The organism is Methylobacterium sp. Leaf102 (assembly GCF_001422425.1).
Taxonomy (GTDB): Bacteria; Pseudomonadota; Alphaproteobacteria; order Rhizobiales; family Beijerinckiaceae; genus Methylobacterium.
This window is the reverse complement of the sequence record NZ_LMMX01000012.1, coordinates 1-18,098: the sequence shown is the minus strand read 5'-3', so window position 1 is coordinate 18,098 and position 18,098 is coordinate 1. Positions and strand designations below refer to the sequence as shown.

Sequence of the window (18,098 nt, the reverse complement as noted above, 5' to 3'; positions counted from 1 at the left end):
GCACAACCTCGACCACCTGCTTCCCATCCTCAAGAACGTCCGCGACACCGAGCAGGGCCCGATCCTGCTCCACGTGGTCACCCGCAAGGGCAAGGGCTACGCCCCGGCGGAGGCCAGCGACGACCGCTACCACGGGGTSGTCAAGTTCGACGTGCTGTCGGGGGTGCAGGCCAAGGCCAAGCCCAACGCGCCGGCCTACACCCGCGTGTTCGGCGAGAGCCTGATCAAGTGCGCCGACGCCGACCCCAAGGTGGTGGCCATCACCGCGGCGATGCCGGGCGGCACCGGCATCGACCTGTTCGGCAAGGCGCATCCGGACAGGACCTTCGACGTCGGCATCGCCGAGCAGCACGCGGTGACCTTCGCGGGCGGCCTGGCGACGGAGGGCTACAAGCCGTTCGTGGCGATCTACTCGACCTTCCTGCAGCGGGCCTACGATCAGGTGGTGCACGACATTGCCCTGCAGAACCTGCCCGTGCGGTTCTGCCTGGACCGGGCCGGCCTGGTGGGGGCCGACGGCGCGACCCATGCCGGCGCGTTCGATCTGGCCTATCTCTGCTGCCTGCCGAACATGACCGTGATGGCGGCCTCCGACGAGGCCGAGCTCGTGCACATGGTGGCGACCTGCCACGCCCATGACAGCGGCCCGATCGCCTTGCGCTACCCGCGCGGCGAGGGCGTCGGCGTCGATAGGACCTTCGACGTCGGCATCGCCGAGCAGCACGCGGTGACCTTCGCGGGCGGCCTGGCGACGGAGGGCTACAAGCCGTTCGTGGCGATCTACTCGACSTTCCTGCAGCGGGCCTACGATCAGGTGGTGCACGACATYGCCCTGCAGAACCTGCCCGTGCGGTTCTGCCTGGACCGGGCCGGGCTGGTGGGGGCCGACGGCGCGACCCATGCGGGCGCGTTCGATCTGGCCTATCTCTGCTGCCTGCCGAACATGACCGTGATGGCGGCCTCCGACGAGGCCGAGCTCGTGCACATGGTGGCGACCTGCCACGCCCATGACAGCGGCCCGATCGCCTTGCGCTACCCGCGCGGCGAGGGCGTCGGCGTCGAYCTGCCGGAGCGCGGCGAAGCGCTGGCCATCGGCAAGGGCCGGATSGTGCGCCGGCCCGAGGGCGCGCGGGTGGCGCTGCTGAGCCTCGGCACTCGTCTGTCCGAGGCCCTCAAGGCCGCCGATCTCCTCGAGGCCGAGGGTGTGGCGGTGACGGTGGCGGATGCCCGCTTCGCCAAGCCCCTCGACGAAGCCATGATCCTCGATCTCGCCGCGAGCCACGAGGTGCTGATCACCCTGGAGGAGGGCTCGGTGGGCGGCTTCGGCGCCATGGTGCTGCATCTNGGCAGGAGGGCGACCACGAGGTCTGTCCGAGGCCCTCAAGGCCGCCGATCTCCTCGAGGCCGAGGGTGTGGCGGTGACGGTGGCGGATGCCCGCTTCGCAAGCCCCTCGACGAAGCCATGATCCTCGATCTCGCCGCGAGCCACGAGGTGCTGATCACCCTGGAGGAGGGCTCGGTGGGCGGCTTCGGCGCCATGGTGCTGCATCTGCTGGCCGAGAAGGGCGCGCTGGATGCCGGCCGGGTCCGGGTGCGGACCCTGACGCTGCCCGACACCTACCAGGACCACAACTCCCCCGACGCCATGTACCGCGAGGCCGGCCTCGACGCCGAATCCATCGCCCGCACCGCCCGCGATACCCTCCTGCCCGACACCTACCAGGACCACAACTCCCCCGACGCCATGTACCGCGAGGCCGGCCTCGACGCCGAATCCATCGCCCGCACCGCCCGCGATACCCTGCCCGAGCGGAAGGCCCGGAGCGCGGCCAAGCTCGTCAGCGTCGGCCAGACCCAGCGCTGACCCGCACCGCCCCCGATCCGTCGGGGGCGCGTCAGGCCCCGTAATACGACCGGTACCAATCCACGAAGGCCGGGATCCCCACCGACAGGGGCGTCTCCGGCACGGTGCCGACGAGGGCCCGCAGGAGGTCCGTGCTCGCGTGGGTCCGGGCCACGTCCCCGGGCGGCAGGGGCTTCAGGATCCGCTCGGCCCGCTGCCCCAGGGCCGCCTCCAGGGCGTCGATCATTGCGTCGAGGCGCACGGGCCGGCCGCCGCCGATGTTGACCAGGCGGTAGGGCGCCACCGGGCTCAGGGTGTCGAACGCCCCCACGGGGACCGTCCCGGGCGGCGTGTCCATCAGGCTGGCGATGGCCGCCACGAGGTCGTCGACGTAGGTGAAGTCGCGCTCGGCCGCGCCCTCGGCGAAGACCTCGATGGGCTCCCCGCCTAGGATCTTCCGGGTGAACAGGAACAGGGCCATGTCGGGCCGCCCCCACGGGCCGTAGACCGTGAAGAACCGGAACGCCGTGGTGGGGATGGAAAACAGGTGGCTGTAGGAATGCAGCATCGCCTCGCCGGCGAGCTTGCTGGCGGCGTAGAGAGTCAGGGGCGACACCGCCCGATCGGTCTCGCGGAACGGTGTCGTGGCGGCGCCGCCATAGGCCGAACTCGTCGAGGCGAACAGGAGGTGGCGCACGGGATGGGCCCGCACCGCCTCGATGAGGTTGGCGGTGCCGACGAGGTTGGCCTGCACGTAGGCGCCCGGATTCTCCAGGCTGTGGCGCACGCCGGCCTGGGCCGCGAGATGCACCACCACGTCGGGCCGTACCCGCGCCAGGGTGTCGAGGAGCAGGCCCGGGGTTTCCAGGCGTCCCTCCACGGCCGCGAAGGCCGGATGCTCGGCGAGCGCCGCGTGCCGGGCGCGCTTGAGCCCGACGTCGTAATAGTCGCTGAACCCGTCGAACCCCGTGACGGCGTGACCCGCCGCGAGGAGGCGGCGGCCGAGGTGATAGCCGATGAAGCCGGCGCTGCCGGTCACGAGGACGCGCATCCGATCTTTCATGCTGGTGCGGGAACGGAACGGGACGGCATGCCCGACCCTGTGCCCGATCCCGTGCGCCACCGCACCTCAAAAAACCGCCCCGTGCCGTCCATTTCGCCAGTGCGATGCACCCGGCCCGGGGCAGGCATACGCAGTGGGACTTGTTTGCGAGCGCGAGAACGCCATATATAACAGCAGCATGACGTGATCGCGTCCCGCTCGCCCCAATCCTCCCGGTTCCGCTTGGCTGAAAGTCCGCTCCGTCAGCGCGGTTCTGACGGCGAAACGAGCCGTTCGGGACACGGCGAGCGCCTTCGATCATCCCGTCGGGCCGAGGCCCGCGACACCCTATTTCCGTGAGTCGAATTCAACCATGAACCAGCTTGTCCGCATGTCCCAGGTCGGCGAGGCCGATGCGATCGCCGAGCCGTCCGCTTCCCTGCGGGTTCCCTTCGCGCAATCGGGTGCGTTCGTGTGCAAGTTCATCATCGGTGAGCCCAACGACCGCGCCGTGTGCTGTGGCGCCTCGGTGCCTGACGGCAAGAGCTGGTGCGCCTATCACCGCCGCATCGTGTTCGAGCCGGCCCGCCCGGGCCGCCTGCGCTGAGGCGCCGCACGAGCACCGATACGTCCTTCACCCCCGCCGGGTCTCCCGGCGGGGTTTTTCGTTTGTGGCGTTGCCGCCGCGAAAACTCAATCGTCGGCGTCATCCGGATCGTAGGGCCGGTAGCCGTACAGGATGCGGCCATCGGGCGCCGCGACGGTGCTGCGGCGCACGACGAGGTAGCCCGCCGCCTCCGCCTGGCGGATGCGCCGGGCGCGCGGATCCTCGGGGAATCCGCCCGGCGGCGGGGGCGGCGCGATGAAGCCGTAGCGCATCGGACGGGCGGACGAGCGCTGAGCGTGGACCATGCGGGGCGACGCGCTGCGCAGGTCGGGCCGGGTCGGCGTCAGGGTCCGGACCGTGACGCCGCGACGGGACTCCGCCGCCACGCGGACCTTCGGCGTCCGCTGCACGGTGCGGGGCTCGACACGCGACCGCGGGGCCTCGGCGACGGTGGCCTTCGTCCTGGCCTTGCCAGCGCTCGGCTTGGCACGACGAGTGTCGGCAAGGGTCCTCTCGGCAAGGGTCCTCTCGGCAAGAGTTCGCTCGGACTGCGGCACTTTCCCTGCCGCCCGGGCCGGCTCGACTGCGGACTGGGCCTCCGATGCCGCGGCGCCCCGCGCCGGGGGATCGGTCCAGGTCCGCTCGGCGGGCGCGGTCTGCGCCGCAGCGGGGCCGGCGCAGACCAGGGCCAGCAGGGCGACGAGGCGGAGAGGGGTGGACATGCGGCGCTCCCGATCGAGTCCCAGCCTTCGCGGAGGGGTGCGCGAATCGCAGACGATCCCGCCCCGGATCGGACGAAACCTTAAGGAAGTGTCAACGCGGCGTCCACCGGAGGGTGCGGCCGTACCGGGGGCGGACTGCTTGCGCGAAGGCGGCCGGAGCGGCATGCCTCGCCCTGGAAACACCCCGTCCGAAGACGCCCCCCGCATCGGACGAATCGGTACGGTCCCGGATCGACCCGGGACCTTGCCTCGTTGAGGCTCAGAAGCGCCCCCGGCGTGGAGAGGAAAGCCATTCCATGAGACGCGTCCTGACGATCACCCCCCTTCTGGCCCTGCCCTTCTTGGCTCTGACAGCCGCCGCCCAGGCGCAGGAGCCGCCGGCTCAGGCGACGCCCCCGGCGCCGGCCGCCCCGGCCGCGCCGGCCGCCCCGGCCGCCCCCCAGACGTTCGAGGCCGACATCCAGAACGGCAAGGGCGAGGCCATCGGCCGGATCGCCATCCGCGACGGGGCCAGCGCCCTGGTGATGCGGGTGACCATCAACGCCGGCGGCCTGCCGCCCGGCTGGCACGGCATCCACTTCCACGCCGTGGGCGACTGCTCGGACACGGAGAAGTTCGAGAAGTCGAAGGCCCACGTGAACCACGACCAGAGCAAGCACGGCCTGCTCAACCCCGACGGCCCGGACGAGGGCGACCTGCCCAACGTCTACGCCAACGCCGACGGCTCGGTGAACGCCGAGGTGTCGAGCGAGACCCCGCTCACGGGCGAAGGCGGCTTGAAGGACGGCGACGGCTCGGCGCTCATCATCCACGCCAACCCGGACGACCACACGACCCAGCCCATCGGCGGGGCCGGCCCGCGCATCGCCTGCGCGGTGATCAAGTAGCCTGACGGCGTCGCGGCCGGATCACTCGGCCGCGAACAGGCCCGGCATCTCGGGCACGGTCGACGGCGACGGGGCCTCGCCCGTTGGCACCTTGGCGTCGCCGGTCGGGGCTTTCCCGTCCCCGAACGGGGCCTTGGGGTCGCCGGGCGCCGTCTCGCAGTTGAGGGACGGCAGGGCGACGACGCGGTTGCCGCGATAATCCATCCGGCAGACGATGGTGCCCCGCGTCTCCACATAGGCGAGCAGGCGCTTGGCCCGGCCGGGCGAGCGGCTGCCGATGGCCCGGGCCAGGGCCTCGTCGCCGGGGCAGGGTTCGCCCGCCAGGGCGGCGCGGGCCAGCATCAGGAACAGGCCCTGGACCTCGTCGGGAAGCGCGGCGGCGGCGGCCTGCGCCTCGTCCCACCGCGCATCCGCCTGCGACGGCTCGGCCTCGTCGAGGCCGGCACGGGCGACGCCGAGGCGACGGCGGAACGCGGCGAGGCTCAGGGATTCGCCGTCGAGGCCGCGCATGCGGCAGCGGACGAGGAAGTCCTGATACACCACCGCCACGGGCTGGCCGCCGGCATCGGGATCGGCGGCGATACCGCGCAGGACCGCGTCGCAGCCGGCGCGGATCTCCGCCTCGCTCAAGGGTTCGGGTGTCTCCACGGGCTCGGGCCGGTAGGCGCTGAGTTCGCGCATGAGATCGGCCGGCGTGGCCCGCGGCGCCGGCGGCGTGCGGGGGGCCGGCGCCCAGGCCGGGCCGCTGTCCTCGGCCGAGCGGGTGAGGATGAGGGCGCGCAGGTCCGCGTCCGCCGGGGCCGGCAGGGGCACGAGCTTCGGGGACCCCGACCGCGCCGAGGTGGTGACGGGACCGATGCGCAGGGCCAGGGGCCGGCGGCTGAGGGCCGGGCCGAGGGCCACGAACTCGCCGCGCGCCAGATCGCGGAACCGCTCGGCGCCGCGCCGGTCGAGGCCCAGCAGATCGGCGGCCCGCGCCATGTCGATATCGAGGAAGGTGCGGCCCATGAGGAAGTTCGTGGCTTCCGCCGCGACGTTCTTGGCGAGCTTGGCCAGGCGCTGCGTCGCGATGATGCCGGCCAAGCCCCGTTTGCGGCCCCGGCACATGAGATTGGTCATGGCGCCGAGGGAGGCCTTTCGCGCCTCGTCCGAAACGTCGCCGGCGGCGGCCGGCGCGAAGATCTGCGCCTCGTCGACGACGACGAGGACGGGATGCCAATGGGTGCGCTCGGCCTCAAACAGGCCGCCGAGGAAGGCGGCCGCCGCGCGCATCTGCGCCTCCATGTCGAGGCTCTCCAGGGTGAGCACCACGGAGACCCGGTGGGCGCGCACCCGGGCGGCGATGGCCTGGAGGTCGGCCTCGCCGTGGGCGCCGTCCACCACCACGTGGCCGTAGGCCTCCGCCAGGGTGACGAAATCGCCTTCCGGGTCGACGATCACCTGCTGCACCGATCCGGCGCTCTGTTCGAGGAGGCGTCGCAGCAGGTGCGACTTGCCCGAGCCCGAGTTGCCCTGGACGAGGAGACGGGTCGCCAGCAACTCCTCGAGGTCGAGGCGGGCGGGCTCCGCGCCCGGCCCCATGCTCAGTCCCATCTCGATGCCGACGCTCATGCCCGCTCCGGTTGCCGTACGACGGGACCCGCCCCGACGCGTCCCGGCTCTCGCACGAAAAGCTTAACACGCGCCGGGCGGTGTCGGATCGGCCCGGGCGCCGGACGTCCACAGACTTGTTCCATTCTGTTCGTCATTTGTCCCATACCTGGGGGGATCGACGGGCAAAATCTAGATTATCGTCCTAAGACTATAAGCCCAGGACAAACATCCTTGAATGATATCGCAGCCAAACCGTGAAACAAAACAAGAACGAAGCAGGATCTCGGGGCGGCACGCGGCACGCCGGGCTTATGCGACGGGCGATCCGGCATTTCCCTGCAGGGCCGGCGGCGCCCCGCCCTTGCCGCGCCGGGCCCGCGATCTAGGTGGTGTGGCATGAACCCAGTCCTCGTCGTCGCCCTCGTCTGCGCCTCCACCGTCCAGGCCCCGGATTGCTCCCGGGAAACGGCGCTCGACATCATCACCGGCCCGGCCCACACGCTTCAGGAATGCCTGATGCAGGGCCCGGTGCTCGCGGCCAATGCCGGCCACGGCAACGACAAGGACACCTACGTGAAGACGCGCTGCGAACCCCGGCGCTGAGACTGTAGACCGGAGACGGAACAGCCGATGGACGATGTCAGCCCCGAGCGCGCGGTGATGATCCGCCTGCGCGCCCGCCTCGCCGTGGTGGAGCGCGCGGCCTGGTTCGGCCTCGTCCAGGCCATGCGGACGCAGCCCACCGAGACGGAGGCCTATCTCACGGCCGAGCGGGCCAAGTGCGCGGACGGGTTCGGCACGCGCGGCTGGGCCGCCGACCTCACCGACGCCGAGCGCGCCCTCCTCGGCGCCGAGGTCGATGCGGGGCTCGCCAGCCTCATCACCGATGCCAGGGCGGAGGCGGAGGGCTGAGCCGGAGCGCTCTCCGGGGCTCCGCCCAGGACCCGCGAACCAAGACCCGCGAACCAAGACCCGCGAACCAAGACCCGCGAACCAAGACGCGCGAAGGGCCGGGCCCTTCGAACCCTGATCTGGCCGGGCGGCCGGGCCTCAGCCCATGCGCCCGAAGCACTCGGCCCAGGCCGACGGCATCCGCTCGAACCCCGGCAGGGATGTGGCCCGGTGCACGCCGATGGCGATGGCGCGCGCCAGGGTCCGGGCGGCGGCGTCCCCGAGGCGCGCAAGGTCGCCGACGGGGTCGGCCAGCGGCACCCGCCCCGTCGCCACGGCGAAGACCACGTCGCCGTCGAGCGGCGTGTGGACGGGGTGGATCGCCCGGGCGAGGCCGTCCTGGGCCATCACGGCGAGGCGCCTCGCCTGGGCCTTGGTGAGGATCGCGTCGGTGGCGACGACCGCGAGGGTCGTGCTGGCGCCGGCCGGGCCTGCGTCTTTGCGCGGCCAGTCGAACGCCTCGGGCGGCAGGGTCCGGGGAAAACCCAGTCCCCCGAACTCGTCGCCGACTTCGTAGGGGGCGGCCCAGAATTGCGCGCCGTCGCCCACGGTGACCCGGCCGAAGGCGTTGACGGCGGCGAGCGCGCCGACCCGGGCGGCAAGGCCCGGAACCTCGGCGAAGGCCGAGCCGATCCCGCCCTTGAGGTTGGCGGTGGCGGCCCCGGTGCCAGCGCCGACGGAGCCCAGCGCGAAGTCGACGGCCGCCGACTGCGCCGCCGCGTAGCCGAGATCCCGGTAGGGCGGGAACCGGCCCCAATCCTTGTCGCCGCCGTTGAGGAGATCGAACAGCACGGCGGCGGGCACGATGGGCACCCGGGCCGTCCCCACGGCGAAGCCGCGCCCGGCCTCGGCGAGCGCCGCCATGACGCCCGCCGCCGCGTCGAGGCCGAAGGCCGAGCCGCCCGACAGCACGAGGGCGTCGATGCGCTCCACCGTGCGCTCGGGGTCGAGGAGGTCGGTCTCGCGGGTCCCGGGGCCGCCGCCGCGCACGTCGACGCCGGCCACCACGGGCGCGTCGAAGATCAGCGCCGTGACGCCGCTGCCGAGGGAACGATCCTCGGCGTGGCCGACACGCAGGCCGGCAATGCTGGTGATGCGGTTGTGGATCATGCGGGCGCCCGGCTGCGGATCGGCCCGAACCTCGCACGCGGCGGGCGGCCAAGGCGAGGGCTCGGCTCGGTGGTGTCCGGTCTCGCGCGGGTCTCGCGTGGGAGACGGGTAGGCATCCCCCCGTCCAGAAGTTAGAGCGGTTGCAGGGGGGCGGGAATCGCACGCACGCCGCTCCCTTCGCAGCGGGCCGGCCTGGCTCGGGCGGCGCCCTTCGGAGTACGACATGACCACTTGGACGGCAGGCTACGTCGCCGATATCGGCTATACCCACGGCTTCTATCGCGAGCTGACCCCGGCCCTGCTGAACTTCGTCATGCTGACGCGGGGCCAGCGCGGGCCGGACCTCGACGGGCGCGCGGCCTATTGCGAGCTCGGCTGCGGCCAGGGCGTCTCCACCAACCTGCTGGCGGCGGCCAACCCCAACGTCGACTTCCACGCCACCGACTTCAACCCGGCGCAGATCGCCGGCGCCCGGGCGCTGGCGGCCGAGGCCGGCACGCCCAACGTCCACTTCTACGACCACAGCTTTTCGGAGCTTCTCCACGAGCCGGCCCTGCCGGCGGCCTTCGACGTGATCGCGCTCCACGGCATCTACAGCTGGATCAGCCCGGAGAACCGGGCGCACATCGTCGAATTCCTGCGTCGGCGCCTCAAGCCCGGCGGCATCGTCTACATCAGCTACAACACCCTGCCGGGCTGGGCGGCGGCCATGCCCCTGCGCCGCCTGCTCACGGACCACGCCGGCACCCGCACCGGCCCGATCATCCCGCGCATCGACGAGGCCGTGGCCTTCGCCGAATCCATGCGCGAGGCCAAGGCCTCGTACTTCACCCAGAACCCGGCGCTCGCCCCGCGCTTCGAGAAGATGAAGGGCCTGCCGAGGAGCTACCTCGCGCACGAGTACTTCAACCGCGACTGGACGCCGTTCTACGTCGCCGACGTGGCGGCCGAGCTGGCCGAGGCGAAGCTCAGCTACGTGGGCTCCGCCGCCCTGCTCGAGGGGGTCGACGCCATCAACCTCAATGCGGAGCAGCAGGCGATCCTGAAGGCTTGCCCCGATCCCGTGCGGCGCGAGACCCTGCGGGACTACATGGTCAACCAGCAGTTCCGCCGCGACGTCTACGTCAAGGGCGCCCTGCCCCACACGGTGCCCTCCTCCCGGGCGATCTGGACCCATCTGCGCTTCGCCCTCTCGACGCCGCGCGCCGACGTCGCCCTGAAGGTGCAGGGCAGCCTGGGCGAGGCGCAGCTGCAGGAGGAGGTCTACCGCCCGATTCTCGACGTGCTGGCCAAGGGGCCAGCCACGGTCCAGGCGATCTTCGCCGACCCCTCGGTGAAGGCCCTCGACTGGGGCAAGCTCATGGAGGCGTTCGGCATCCTCGTCGGCTCGGGCCACGTCCAGCCCTGCCCCTCCCCCAAGGACGAGGCGGCGCGCGCCAAGCGCACCAAGACCTTCAACGCCGCCGTGACGAAGCGGGCCGAGGCCACGGAGGAGCTGCAGTTCCTGGCCTCGCCGGTGACCGGCAGCGGCGTCCCGGCCGACCGCATGGCGCAGCTGTTCCTGGCCGCGCAAGGCAGCGGGGCGGATCCGGTGCAGCGGGCCTGGGCGGTGCTGCAGGCGCAAGGGCAGCGCCTCGTCAAGGACGGCAAGCCGCTGGACGGCGACGAGGCCAACCTCGCCGACCTGCGCGAGCGCTACGACACGTTCGTGAAGACCCGCCTGCCGGTGTTCCGCCAGCTCGGGATCGCCTGACCCGAATCGGGCGGCCCGTTCAGGCCGCCCGCGCCCGGCGGGCCGCGCGGTACGCGTCCGCCGCGTAGAGGGCCAGCGCCAGCCAGATCAGGCCGAACAGCATCATCCGGTGCGGTTCGAGGCGCTCGCCGTAGGCGACGACGCTGAGCACCAGGAGGCAGCTCGGGGCGAGGTACTGCATCAGGCCGAGGGTCGCGAGCGTCAGGCGCTCGGCCGCGGCCGCGAACCAGATCAGCGGCAGGGCGGTGGTGACGCCCGTGAGCACGAGGAGGCCGGCCCGCACGGGATCGCCCGTCACCACGGGCGGCGCGAACAGGACGAGGTAGCCCAGGGCCACGGGCAGCAGCACGGCGGTCTCGGCCGCGAAGCCCACCATGGCGTCGACCCCCACCACCTTGCGCACGAGGCCGTAGAGGGAAAAGCTCGCCGCGAGCGCCAGGGACACCCAGGGCAGGTGGCCGGCTACCACCACCGCCAGGAGCACCGCCCCGGCGGCCAGGGACACGGCGGCGACCTGGACCGGGCGCAGGCGCTCGCCGAGCACCGCGGCCCCGAGCACCACGCTCACGAGCGGGTTGATGAAGTAGCCCAGACTGGCGTCCAGCATGTGCCCGGATTGGACGGCGCGCAGGTAGAGCAGCCAGTTCACGCCGATGAGGACGGCCGAGAGCACGAGGAGCCCGTGCCGGGGCCTCAGGGGGAACGGGCTGCGCACGCGGCGGCGCAGGGCCACCAGCAGGCCGGTGACGAGAACGGCCGACCAGACGATGCGGTGGGCCAGGATGCTGGTGGCCGGCACCGCGTCGAGGAGCCGGAAATGCACCGGGACCACGAGGCCCCAGCTGAGATAGGCGCCGAGCGCGTAGATCAGGCCCAAGGTCGAAGGCTCCCGCTCCCGCGGGCCGTCCCGCGGACGGGGCTTATACCAGACGGCGCGGCGTGGAACGCATCGTCGTCTGCCCGCGCGACCGCGCGGCGGCGGAGGTCCGCCGAGCGGCGCCGAGACCGGCCGTCGGCCGGGGGATCGGCGCCGCTCGGTCTGCGAGCATCAGCGCGTGCGCGACAGGGTGACGGCGGGATCGCCGCGCATGAGGGCGTTGAGGCGCTCGGTGTCGAACCCCTCCACCGCCTTCGGCCGCGCGGCCTTGGCGGTCTTCGTCGGGGCGGGCGCCCCGGACAGGGGGCCCGTGCCGGAGCCGCCCAGGGGCGAGGCCCCACCGGTGCCGAGGGAGCCCGTCGCCAGGGGGTCGGCCATCACCGGGCGCGCCAGGGTGGGCACGGGCGGTGCCGGCACCACCACCGGATGGGCGAGGCGATCGACGCAGGTGAAGCCGATGATCGTCAGGCTGACCCCGAAGAGGCCGCCCACGGCAAGGAAACGCAGGATACGCACGGCGACGCACTTCCGAGATACGCGAACAACACGAACCGCAACAGCTTTAGCCCAGGGCCGTTAACGAACCGCGCGACGCGGCGCGCCCCCGACCCGTCGATCGGCCGGGCCACGCGAATTCACCCTGGCGACGCCACCGCTTCGTCCTGTCTAGGTCCTTGGTACGGCGCGGGTTTTCCGCTCGGAAGCGGGGACCGCTTTTGCGAAACCCACCGAGCCTGCTAGAGCTCGCCCCGATCCCCCACGAACCCCTACGGAGACGCATGCGCGTGGTTCGACCAAGGCCGGCCCTGCTCCTCGCCCTGGCGCTCCTCGGCACGCCCCTCCCCGCCTGGGCCGAGCCGGCCAAGACCGATTCAGTCAAGACCGATTCGGTCAAGACCGACGCCACCAAGACCGGCACCGGCAAGGCCGAGGGCACCCTGGCGCAGGTGAAGGCGCGCGGGCACCTCGTCTGCGGCGTCAGCCCCGGGGTGGCGGGCTTCAGCGTGCCCGACGGCCAGGGCCACTGGACCGGCCTCGACGTCGATTTCTGCCGGGCGCTGGCGGCGGCGATCTTCGACAGCCCGGAGGCCGTGCGCTTCATCCCGCAATCCTCCGCCGCGCGCTTCACCGCCCTGCAATCGGGCGAGATCGACGTGCTCGCCCGCAACACCACCTGGACCCTGTCGCGCGACACGGCGGCCATGAACTTTCCGGCGATCACCTTCTACGACGGGCAGGGGTTCCTGGTCCGAAAGGCCCTGAACATCGGCGCCGTCAAGCAGCTCGACCGGGCGACCATCTGCCTGCAGCAGGGCACCACCACGGAGCTCAACCTCGCCGACTGGTTCCGCACCCGGGGCCTGACCTACCAGGTCGTCACCTTCGCCAACAGCGAGCAGACGCTCGGCGCCTACGAATCCGGCCGCTGCGACGCCTACTCGACGGACCAGTCCTCCCTCTACGGCGAGCGCCTGAAGACCGCCCACCCCGACGAACACGTGATCCTCAGCGAGGCCATCTCCAAGGAGCCCTTCGCCCCGGGCGTGCGCCAGGGCGACGACCAGTGGCGCGACATCGTCGCCTGGACGCACTACGCCATGCTCGACGCCGAGGAGGCCGGCATCCGCCAGGACAACGTGGAGCAGATGCGCCGGGAGGCCCCGAGCCCCGACGCGCGGCGCATCCTCGGCCTCGAGGGCGGCTACGGCGAGCGCCTCGGCCTGACGGCGGACTGGGTCGCCCGGATCGTCCGCCACGTCGGCAATTACGGCGACAGCTTCGCCCGCAACCTCGGCGACGGCACGCCCCTCAAGATCCCGCGCGGCCTCAACGCCCTGTGGAACCAGGGCGGCCTGCAATACGGGCCCCCGATCCGGTGAGGGGCGTTTTGCGGAACGCGGATGCGCCCCCCCTCTCCCCCCTGCGGGATGCGGCACACCTGGCATGTGGAGACGCGGGTCCCCTCTCCTGGAAGGAGAGGGACAGGGTGAGGTGTGTGGGTTCTCCGGAGAGTTCGCACACCTCACCCCAGCCCTCTCCTTCCAGGAGAGGGAACCCGTCGCGCTTCACGCCCTCGGGCCGGGGCCAATGGCGAGGGACCTCGTCGAATGGCTGAGCCCCGCGTCTCCTCCTGGCGGGCCCTCGTCGTCCAGGCCGCCCTCGTCCTGGCACTGGCGGCGCTGGCGTATTTCGCCGCCACCAACGCCGCCCAGAAACTCGCGCGCCAGGGGATCGTAGCCGGGTTCGGCTTCCTCGAGCGCCCCGCCGGGTTCGACATCGGCCAGAGCCCGATCCCGTACGCGGCCGCGACGGCGACCTATCTCGATGCGTTCCTCGTCGGGCTCCTCAACACCCTGCTGGTGTCGGCCCTCGCCATCGTCCTCTCGACGGTGCTCGGCTTCGCCCTCGGCATCGCCCGGCGCTCGTCGAACCTGCTCGCCCGGTCGTTCGCGGCCGCCTATGTCGAGGGCTTCCGCAACCTGCCGCTGCTGCTGCAATTGCTGGTCTGGTACGTCGCCGTGCGGGTCGCCCTGCCCGCGGCGAGCGATCCCGCCGCGTGGGGCGGCGCGTATCTCAGCCAGCGCGGCCTCTTCCTGCCCCGCCCGGATTTTTTCGGATTGGCCGCCCTTGTGCCCCTGGCTTTCGCCGCCGGCCTTTTCGCGATGGGGCTCCTCCTCCGCATGAGCCGCCGCGCCGTGGCCCTGGGCCGGAAGCCCGTCCCCGTCCTGTGGCCGGGTGCGCTCCTCGGCCTCGGCCTCCCGGCCCTCGCCTGGGCCGGCCTCGCGCTCGCGGGGCATCCCGTGCCGGTGGCGTGGCCGGCGCGCGGCCCCTACGACATCGCGGGCGGCCTGGCCCTGCGGCCGGAATTCGTGGCCCTCCTCGTCGGGCTCTCGACCTACTCGGCCGCCTTCATCGCCGAGATCGTGCGTTCGGGCCTCGACAGCGTGCCGCGCGGCCAGCGCGAGGCCGCCGCCGCCCTGTCGCTCAGCGGCGCCCAAGCCCTGCGCCTCGTGGTGCTGCCCCAGGCCATGCGGGTGATCGTGCCGCCGCTGACGAGCCAGTATCTCAACACGACGAAGAACTCGTCGCTCGCCGTGCTCATCGGCTACCCCGACCTCGTCCACGTCTTCATGGGCACGGTGCTCAACCAGACCAACCAGGCGGTGGAGGTGGTGGCGATCACCATGGGCGTCTATCTCAGCCTCAGCCTCGCGACCGCCCTCCTGATGAACCGGTACAACGCCCGCGTGGCGGGGGGCCGGCCATGAGCCGCGCCGATGAGTTCTTGACCGAGGGTTACGTGCGGAAAACCCTGATCCCGCCGGCCCCGCCGCCGCGCCGCCTCGGCGGGCCCCTCGCCTGGGTTCGGACCAACCTGTTCGCGAGCTGGACCGACGGCCTCGTCACCGTCCTGATCCTGGCGGCGCTGGCCTGGCTCGTGCCCCTGGCCCTGCGCTTCCTCGTGTTCGACGCCGTGTGGACCGGGACCTCCGGCGAGGCCTGCCGGCCCGAGGTGGTGGGCCACCCGGTCGGGGCCTGCTGGGCCTTCATCGGAGAGAAAATCAACTACCTCGCCTACGGTTCCTACCCGGCGGCCGAGCGCTGGCGCCCGAACCTGTTCTTCGCCCTGCTGGCCTTCGGGGCGGGCTGGATGCTGTGGCTCGGCGCCCCGAAGCGCGCCTGGGGCACGGCCTACCTGTTCGTGGTGTTCCCCGTCCTCGCCTACGCGCTGCTCGCCGGGATGCCGGCGCTGGGCCTCGTTTCCGTCGCCACCGGCCTGTGGGGCGGCCTCCTCGTCACCGTGGTGGTCTCGATGGTGGGCATCGTCGCGTCCCTGCCGCTCGGCATCCTCCTGGCGCTCGGCCGGCGCTCGGACTGGCCGGTGGTGCGCTACGCCTGCATCGGCTTCATCGAGTTCTGGCGCGGGGTGCCCCTCATCACCGTGCTGTTCATGGCCAACGTGATGCTGCCCCTGTTCCTGCCGGGGGACCTCACGGTGGACCGGCTGGTGCGGCCGCTCGTCGGCATCGCGCTGTTCGCCTCCGCCTACATGGCCGAGGTGGTGCGCGGCGGCCTCCAGGCGATCCCGGAGGGCCAGATGCGGGCCGCCCTGGCGCTGGGGCTCACGAAGACCCAGGCCCTGCGCGCCGTCGTGCTGCCCCAGGCCCTCAAGATCGTGGTGCCGGGCATCGTCAACACCCTCATCGGCCTGTTCAAGGACACGACGCTGGTCTCCATCGTGGGCATCGCCGACTTCATCCGCGTGCTGGAGGCGGCCCGCGCCGACCCGCGCTGGTCGGCCCCCGCCGTGCCGGCCACGGCCTACGCCTTCGCGGCCCTGTTCTACTTCGCGATCTGTTTCGGCATGGCCCGCTACGCCGGCTTCATCGAGCGCCGCCTCGCGGCGGGGGATGCGCGATGACGGACACGCCTGCCCAGAATACGCCCGCCGTGGAATTCGCGGGCGTCGACGCCTGGTTCGGCACCACCCACGTCCTGCGCGACATCGACCTCACGGTGGCGCGCTCCGAGACCCTGGTGATCTGCGGCCCCTCCGGCTCGGGGAAATCGACGCTCATCCGCGCGATCAACGGCCTCGTCGCGCACCAGTCCGGCACCATCCGGGTCGCGGGCCTCACCCTCGACGGCAGCGCCAAGGCCACCGACGCCGTGCGCGCCCGGGTCGGGATGGTGTTCCAGCAGTTCAACCTGTTCCCGCACCTCACGGTCCTGGAGAACTGCACGCTGGCCCCCCTCCACGTCCGCCGCCTCGGGCTGAATGCGGCCCGCGACCTCGCCATGGGCCACCTCGCGCGGGTGCAGCTCGCCGACAAGGCCGACCGCAGACCCGCCGAACTCTCCGGCGGCCAGCAACAGCGGGTCGCCATCGCCCGCGCCCTGTGCCTCGAACCGGAGGTGATGCTGTTCGACGAGCCGACCTCGGCCCTCGATCCCGAGATGGTGCAGGAGGTCCTCGACACCCTCACCGAGCTCGCGGGCGCCGGCACCACGCTGCTGTGCGTCACCCACGAGATGGGGTTCGCCCGGGCGGTGGCCGACCGGGTGGTGTTCATGGACGAGGGCCAGATCGTCGAGATCGCCGTGCCGGACGCCTTCTTCGACCGGCCCCGGCACCCGAGGACGCAAGGGTTTCTGAGCCGCATCCTGGGGTGAGGCGGACGGTCTGCGCGCATCACCCTGCCTTCCGAACGGGTGGACTTGATGCGTCCGATCGATCCGAGGAAGCGAACGAATCTCCCGTCACAGGTCGAGTGCCTGGGAGGCTGACTTGACGGCCCACCCCCCGCCGGGCTGTGGTCGCCCCATCCCCAGAAGAACCGCCCGAAGGCGCCGATGTCCATCACACCGCCCCGCGATCCCGCACGCTTCGGCCCGAGCACCCGCCTCGTCCATGCCGGGCGCGATCCCTCCGTTCAGCACGGCTTCGTCAACACGCCGATCTATCGCGGCTCGACGGTGCTGTTTCCCACCTACGACGACCTCAAGCACCGGCGCGGGCGCTTCGATTACGGCACCTCCGGCACGCCGACGACGGAATCCCTGACGCGCGCCTGGAGCGAACTCGCGGGGGCCGCCGGCACCGTGCTGACCCCCTCGGGGCTGGCGGCGCTCACCGTCGCCCTCATGGCCGTGGTCTCGGCCGGCGACCACCTGCTGGTCAGCGATTCCGCCTACCGCCCCACCCGCATCTTCTGCGATGGCGTCCTGAAGCGCTTCGGGGTGGAGGTGGAGTATTACGACCCGTTGGTCGGCGCCGGCATCGGCGCCCTGATGCGCGACACCACCAAGGCGGTCCTGGTGGAGGCGCCGGGCTCGCAGAGCTTCGAGATGCAGGACGTGCCGGCGATCAGTGAAGTGGTCCATGCGCGGGGCGCCGCCGTCATCATGGACAACACCTGGGCGACGCCGCTGCTGTTCCCGCCCCATGCGCGCGGCGTCGACATCGCGGTGGAGGCCGGCACCAAGTACCTCTCCGGCGGCTCGGACCTGCTGCTGGGCCTCACCTCGGCCAACCAAAAATACTGGCCGGCCCTGCACCGGACCTTCGAGCACTTCGCCATGTGCGCAGGCCCGGAGGACGTGTTCCTGGCCCTGCGGGGCTTACGCACCATGGCGCTGCGCCTGCGCGAGCACGGCGCGCAGGGGCTCGCCATGGCGCGCTGGCTGCAAGCCAGGCCGGAGGTGGCCCGGGTGCTCCATCCCGCACTCCCCGAGGATCCCGGCCACGCCATCTGGCGCCGCGACTTCTCCGGCGCCTCGGGCCTGTTCGGCGTGATCCTCCGCCCCGCCCCCGAGCGCGCCGTGGCGGCACTGCTCGACGGCCTCGAACTGTTCGGCATGGGCTTTTCCTGGGGCGGCTTCGAGAGCCTCGTCATCCCGTTCGACTGCCGCACCTACCGCACCGCCACCACCTGGGCCCCGGAGGGCCCGGGCCTGCGCTTCCACATCGGGCTCGAAGACGTCGCGGACCTGCAGGCGGACCTCGACGCGGGGTTCGCGCGGCTGCGCGCGGCGATGTGAACCGCAGAACGCCTGCGCGCGTCCCTCATGGGCCATCGGCCTCACCACGGCAGGATCGGTCCCACCTTGAACACCGAAATTTCTTGACAATATTCCTATTTCGTGGTTCAGTCCGGGCACTCGCCTCCCACGCGGGAGGCCCCCCGGCGAACCGGGTCGGGGGGCTCGGG

Annotated in this window: 16 protein-coding genes and 2 pseudogenes; 12 read left to right on the top strand and 6 right to left on the bottom strand. The window is 72.0% G+C overall.

Annotated features, from left to right (window positions below; all coding sequences use genetic code 11):
• Both ASF27_RS23035 and ASF27_RS21490 read left to right on the top strand, forming a co-directional pair.
• A pseudogene (locus ASF27_RS23035) lies at positions 1-1,344 on the top strand (transketolase C-terminal domain-containing protein); the annotation flags it as partial.
• 1 nt (position 1,345) lies between these two features.
• A pseudogene (locus tag ASF27_RS21490) lies at positions 1,346-1,864 on the top strand (transketolase C-terminal domain-containing protein); the annotation flags it as partial.
• A 31-nt stretch (positions 1,865-1,895) separates the two neighbouring features.
• Here ASF27_RS21490 and ASF27_RS08245 read toward each other — a convergent pair.
• Entirely contained in the window at positions 1,896-2,894 is a 999-nt protein-coding gene (locus ASF27_RS08245; RefSeq protein WP_056359223.1) for an NAD-dependent epimerase/dehydratase family protein, read from the bottom strand.
• Between the two features lie 238 nt (positions 2,895-3,132).
• On the opposite strand from ASF27_RS08245, the gene ASF27_RS08240 reads away from it, so the two are divergent.
• Positions 3,133-3,492, top strand: coding sequence for a GcrA family cell cycle regulator (locus tag ASF27_RS08240; RefSeq protein WP_338011701.1), 360 nt, complete (start codon positions 3,133-3,135; stop codon positions 3,490-3,492).
• An 86-nt stretch (positions 3,493-3,578) separates the two neighbouring features.
• On the opposite strand, the gene ASF27_RS08235 is transcribed toward ASF27_RS08240, so the two are convergent.
• Positions 3,579-4,214 (bottom strand): hypothetical protein, encoded by a 636-nt coding sequence (locus ASF27_RS08235; RefSeq protein ID WP_056359204.1) that lies wholly within the window; start codon positions 4,212-4,214, stop codon positions 3,579-3,581.
• A 296-nt stretch (positions 4,215-4,510) separates the two neighbouring features.
• On the opposite strand from ASF27_RS08235, the gene ASF27_RS08230 reads away from it, so the two are divergent.
• Entirely contained in the window at positions 4,511-5,101 is a 591-nt protein-coding gene (locus tag ASF27_RS08230) for a superoxide dismutase family protein (RefSeq protein ID WP_056168079.1), read from the top strand.
• A 21-nt stretch (positions 5,102-5,122) separates the two neighbouring features.
• Here the strand turns inward: ASF27_RS08230 and ASF27_RS08225 are convergent, their stop codons facing one another.
• Positions 5,123-6,712 (bottom strand): ATP-binding protein, encoded by a 1,590-nt coding sequence (locus tag ASF27_RS08225; RefSeq protein WP_056168076.1) that lies wholly within the window; start codon positions 6,710-6,712, stop codon positions 5,123-5,125.
• Between the two features lie 378 nt (positions 6,713-7,090).
• Here ASF27_RS08225 and ASF27_RS08220 point away from each other — a divergent pair, with 378 nt between their 5' ends.
• Positions 7,091-7,297: a hypothetical protein gene (locus ASF27_RS08220; RefSeq protein WP_056168073.1), complete on the top strand. Its 207-nt coding sequence runs from the start codon at positions 7,091-7,093 to the stop codon at positions 7,295-7,297.
• A 27-nt stretch (positions 7,298-7,324) separates the two neighbouring features.
• Entirely contained in the window at positions 7,325-7,606 is a 282-nt protein-coding gene (locus ASF27_RS08215; RefSeq protein ID WP_056168070.1) for a hypothetical protein, read from the top strand.
• A gap of 138 nt (positions 7,607-7,744) precedes the next feature.
• Here ASF27_RS08215 and ASF27_RS08210 read toward each other — a convergent pair whose 3' ends face one another.
• Positions 7,745-8,755, bottom strand: a complete 1,011-nt coding sequence (locus tag ASF27_RS08210; protein WP_056168067.1) for a P1 family peptidase — start codon at positions 8,753-8,755, stop codon at positions 7,745-7,747.
• A 223-nt stretch (positions 8,756-8,978) separates the two neighbouring features.
• Between ASF27_RS08210 and ASF27_RS08205 the strand changes: the two genes are divergently transcribed.
• The gene (locus tag ASF27_RS08205; RefSeq protein ID WP_056359202.1) at positions 8,979-10,508 is read left to right on the top strand and encodes a methyltransferase regulatory domain-containing protein; all 1,530 of its coding nucleotides are present in this window, start codon (positions 8,979-8,981) and stop codon (positions 10,506-10,508) included.
• Between the two features lie 19 nt (positions 10,509-10,527).
• On the opposite strand, the gene rarD is transcribed toward ASF27_RS08205, so the two are convergent.
• The gene (gene rarD, locus ASF27_RS08200; protein ID WP_056263939.1) at positions 10,528-11,385 is read right to left on the bottom strand and encodes an EamA family transporter RarD; all 858 of its coding nucleotides are present in this window, start codon (positions 11,383-11,385) and stop codon (positions 10,528-10,530) included.
• Between the two features lie 171 nt (positions 11,386-11,556).
• Positions 11,557-11,901 (bottom strand): hypothetical protein, encoded by a 345-nt coding sequence (locus ASF27_RS08195; RefSeq protein WP_056168059.1) that lies wholly within the window; start codon positions 11,899-11,901, stop codon positions 11,557-11,559.
• Between the two features lie 263 nt (positions 11,902-12,164).
• On the opposite strand from ASF27_RS08195, the gene ASF27_RS08190 reads away from it, so the two are divergent.
• From ASF27_RS08190 to metC, 5 genes are all read left to right on the top strand, one after another.
• Complete coding sequence (locus ASF27_RS08190; protein ID WP_082478887.1) at positions 12,165-13,265, top strand: amino acid ABC transporter substrate-binding protein; 1,101 nt, start codon at positions 12,165-12,167, stop codon at positions 13,263-13,265.
• Positions 13,266-13,493: 228 nt separating this feature from the next.
• Positions 13,494-14,654: an ABC transporter permease subunit gene (locus tag ASF27_RS08185; protein ID WP_056359199.1), complete on the top strand. Its 1,161-nt coding sequence runs from the start codon at positions 13,494-13,496 to the stop codon at positions 14,652-14,654.
• On the top strand, positions 14,651-15,808 hold the full coding sequence (locus tag ASF27_RS08180; RefSeq protein WP_056359195.1) for an amino acid ABC transporter permease: 1,158 nt from the start codon (positions 14,651-14,653) through the stop codon (positions 15,806-15,808). Before ASF27_RS08185 ends, ASF27_RS08180 begins: the two co-directional genes overlap by 4 nt.
• The gene (locus tag ASF27_RS08175) at positions 15,805-16,560 is read left to right on the top strand and encodes an amino acid ABC transporter ATP-binding protein (protein WP_056359193.1); all 756 of its coding nucleotides are present in this window, start codon (positions 15,805-15,807) and stop codon (positions 16,558-16,560) included. The genes ASF27_RS08180 and ASF27_RS08175 overlap by 4 nt, the downstream gene beginning before the upstream one ends.
• A 180-nt stretch (positions 16,561-16,740) precedes the next feature.
• A complete protein-coding gene (gene metC / locus ASF27_RS08170; protein ID WP_056359189.1) occupies positions 16,741-17,928 on the top strand; it encodes a cystathionine beta-lyase in 1,188 nt (395 codons plus the stop codon).
• Positions 17,929-18,098 lie beyond the last annotated feature (170 nt).